Annotated in this window: 2 protein-coding genes; both read right to left on the bottom strand. The window is 41.4% G+C overall.

Annotated elements, in window-relative coordinates; genetic code table 11:
- Window positions 1–51 precede the first annotated feature (51 nt).
- Complete coding sequence (locus G565_RS25365; protein ID WP_245584231.1) at window positions 52–705, bottom strand: type 2 periplasmic-binding domain-containing protein; 654 nt, start codon at window positions 703–705, stop codon at window positions 52–54.
- Window positions 695–2,034: sensor domain-containing diguanylate cyclase (locus G565_RS0120840; RefSeq protein WP_211227246.1), on the bottom strand; the 1,340-nt coding region annotated here is incomplete at its 5' end. The genes G565_RS25365 and G565_RS0120840, both read right to left, overlap by 11 nt.

Genomic DNA, 2,034 nt, shown 5'->3' with positions numbered 1-2,034 from the left:
AATGGCTGCAAGCCGCGTAAGAATACAATTTAACCCATAGGGCATTTTACCTTAATTTAATGCATTAGTGGTCTTGACAGTGGGGTCCACAATATTAAGCCTATTCAGGGTATGTTGAAGTACCAGATCATTATCAGCATACAAGTCGACTCGGCCAGATATAATCATGTTAAATATTCGGTCAACAACATCATCTGTACCGGCAATGACTTCAACCAATCCTGAGTTCTCAGGGGCATCTAAATAGTGTTGGTAACCGACACTGACTGAACTGTAATCCCAGCCTGGTCCTGTTGCGATACGCTTGCCTTCAATAGAATGAATCCCATTATAACGCCAGGGGTCATCACGCCTGGTAACAAAAGCTGTTGAGTAGGAAAAAGTTGGCTCAGAAGCATAAACAAAGAAATCCCCTGAACTGGGAGAGAGCAAGTATTCCGGCAACATATCGCACAGACCCTCTGCCACCATATCAAGGCCTCTCGCTAAAGGAACTTCATAGTATTCAAGCTCATAGCCTTCCTCAGTATAAATATACGCCAGCATGTCGATGACAAAACCTCGATCGGGCGAGGCTTCAGTTGGGAAAATGGTCATTGGAGCCCATTGGTCATAACATACTTTTAAGGTCTCAGCCTGACTCATATTTACTTTTATCAAGGAGAGTATCAGTAGTAAAAATAAGGCAAAACTTCTAAATTTCAACAAAATCTCGGCCCTTATCTTTTGCTTGATATAGTTTTACATCAGCACGTTTGTATAATTGAACAATACTGTGATCATCTGGCCCCACGGACTCGATGCCCTGGCTGACCGTGTAAGTCACTGTCTGATCATCTATTTCCACCGTCGATGCTTTAATGGCTTGTCTTATTTTACTGGCAATCTCATAGGCTTCATCTATACCGGCATCCGGTAGGAATAGTGCAAATTCTTCGCCACCGACACGTCCGATCAGGTCAGATTTTCTCAACAACCCTTGAATAGTCTGTGTGAAGTGAATCAAAACGTGATCACCAATAAAATGACCATATTTATCATTGATAAGCTTAAAATAATCTAAATCCATCAAAATGAATGAAGCAGGAGAGTGTTGTCGTTGGGAAAGCAAAAAGAGGTGCTGTGCAGTTTCAAAAAAATTGCCGCGATTCAGAACGCCAGTCAACGAATCCTTTGTTGCAACGTCTTTTAATTGCTCATTCAATATTTGTAACTCAGCCGTACGTTCTGTTACCGCCTTTTCTAACCACTCGCGTTTACTCTTTTCTTGATTTAGTAGACGCTGCCTATCTTCTTCCATACGGGTGAGCATGGCATTCATGTGCTCTTGAAGTTGATTAAGCTCATTATCATCAAAATTAGACAGTGTGATTCGATTGCTTAACGTGTGACTGAGCTGCACTTCACCTACTTGCGACATAAGCTCCTTAAGTGGCAGAGCGAGATAGCGATTAAAGGCCCAGACAAATAGCCAAAATAAAACCGATAGCTTTATGGTGGCGGTGATCGCGATCAATACAAAGCCAAACCATACACGATCTAAAACGACTTTTGATGATGAATAAAGGACCATTGTCCCAAGCGCAATATTTTCACCATTAAGTGTCCAGACTAAATCTTCTTTGGTTTCAAAAATCGAGAAGGGTTCAGAATCCAGACCATAAATACGTGTAGAAACAATGATATTGCCCTGGTTGTCTCTAATGTCGACACCTTCGATAATGGGCATGGTGACTAAGCCATCAATTAGCACATCCAATTGCTTGTTGTCGAATTGCCACAAACTTGTTGAAATAGGGCCTTTCACAGTCTCTTCGAGTTGCTTTAGTTCTGTTAATATCGAATCCTGAGTTTTGAAATATTCTGTCAGAAACTGTACACCTGTAATTAAGCACGCAACACCAAAGTAGATGACAAAAATAACACGCATCATTTTTTGGGCTCTTCGTAAATTCTTGTGGAATTCCAGTATAATCGAGGCCTGACCGCACCAGATTCTTAAGGAGCCATGTCTGTGGAAATCGAAGATCATTA

This window comes from Saccharospirillum impatiens DSM 12546 (genome assembly GCF_000423605.1).
Classification (GTDB): domain Bacteria; phylum Pseudomonadota; class Gammaproteobacteria; order Pseudomonadales; family Natronospirillaceae; genus Saccharospirillum; species Saccharospirillum impatiens.
The sequence above is the reverse complement of the archived record's forward strand: the minus strand, read 5'-3'. Positions and strand labels throughout refer to the sequence as shown.